Source organism: Candidatus Accumulibacter vicinus (assembly GCF_000584955.1).
Taxonomy (GTDB): domain Bacteria; phylum Pseudomonadota; class Gammaproteobacteria; order Burkholderiales; family Rhodocyclaceae; genus Accumulibacter; species Accumulibacter vicinus.
In genome coordinates this window covers 229,378-230,764 of the sequence record NZ_JDSS02000019.1, presented here as the reverse complement: position 1 = coordinate 230,764, position 1,387 = coordinate 229,378, and the positions used below count along the sequence as shown (strand labels likewise).

Here is a 1,387-nt window from a genome sequence, read left to right as displayed (position 1 = left end):
GGCGATCCGCGTTTCGATGCGCAGCGATTCTTTCTGCCGGCCGACGGGATGCTGGGTTTTGTGCGCATTGCCGCCGACCCAGGGTTCATGATCGGCACGCGACGAAGCGATAGGGAACGGGTTTCGCGGATCGCCGGTTACCGCGTTCCCGACGACGAAATCAACGACGCGCTCACGCCCACGCCGGAGTTCTACATCGCTCGTCATCCGGTGACCGTCGCGCAGTTCCGCGCTTTCGTCGAGGCGACGGGATACGCGATCGGCGACAGGAGGGCCTTGCGCGACCCGGACAGCCGGCCGGTGCGATGGGTGCGCTGGCATGAGGCGCTGGCCTGGTGCGACTGGCTCAACGAGGTGCTGGCCACTTCCGACGTGTTCGCCGGCCATCCAATCGTCAAGCTGGTGCGCGAGAACGGTTGGCGTATTGCCTTGCCGAGCGAGCTGGAGTGGGAGAAAGCCGCGCGTGGCGGTCTGAGCACTGCGGTCTTCCCCTGGGGAGACGATGCCAACCCAAACCGCGCAAACTATTCCGATTCGCGGATCGGTGATACATCCGTGGTCGGCTGCTTCGCGGCCAATGACTTCGGTCTCTTCGACATGGTCGGCAACGTCTGGGAATGGACGCGCAGCCTGTGGGGCGACGACGTGGAGAAGCCTGCCTTTGATTATCCCTACGATGCGAACGACCCCCGGCGAGAGGCGCTGGATGCCGCCGATGGCATTCTACGGGTCGTGCGGGGCGGCTCGTGGGACTTTCCTCGAGACTACGCCCGCTGCGCCTGCCGCGGCGGGCTTCACCCTGGCACTCGGGATGACGGTTGCGGTTTCCGGGTGGTGTTGCGTTCTTCCCCTGTTCTTTGACTCTGTCCTCTGTTCCCTCTGACCTCTGTCACTCCGGGTACTCCGACTCTGGAGGGGGTGCGGGGGAGCCTTCCCCCGCCGCGCGCAGCGCGGCGCGCGATTTTTTTGCTATCCTTCGCCTGCCGGGTGGTGACACTCGGTCAGGCAGTCTGGAGAGGTCGTGCGGGGCGGCTCGTGGAACAATCATCGAGACAACGCCCGCTGCGCCTACCGCAACAGGAATCACCCTGGCAATCGGAATGACAATAGCGGTTTCCGGGTGGTGTTGCGTTCTTCCCACGTTCTTCCGCCCCTTCTTCTGGTTCCGCCGTCAGGCGGGACGGCGCGCCGGCACCCCCGTGCCGGTCGTGTTCCGGAAATGCCGGTCGATTCGCGCGAGCGGATTTGCCGGCCGAGGCGAAGGAAGAAGAACAGCGCCAGACAGGTCTGGTCCGCGCGCAGGCCGCAAGGCAGGGCGACAGCGGGGCAATCGCCCGCGCCGGGCGCATAACGAAGCACGGGAACGGCCAGGCCGAAGCGCCCGCCG

General features: G+C 65.8%; 1 protein-coding gene. It reads left to right on the top strand.

Translation table 11 applies throughout. The annotated features are described in order from the left end of the window. On the top strand, nt 1–861 hold an 861-nt coding region (locus CAPSK01_RS22205; protein WP_273703261.1), incomplete at its 5' end, for an SUMF1/EgtB/PvdO family nonheme iron enzyme. Nucleotides 862–1,387 lie beyond the last annotated feature (526 nt).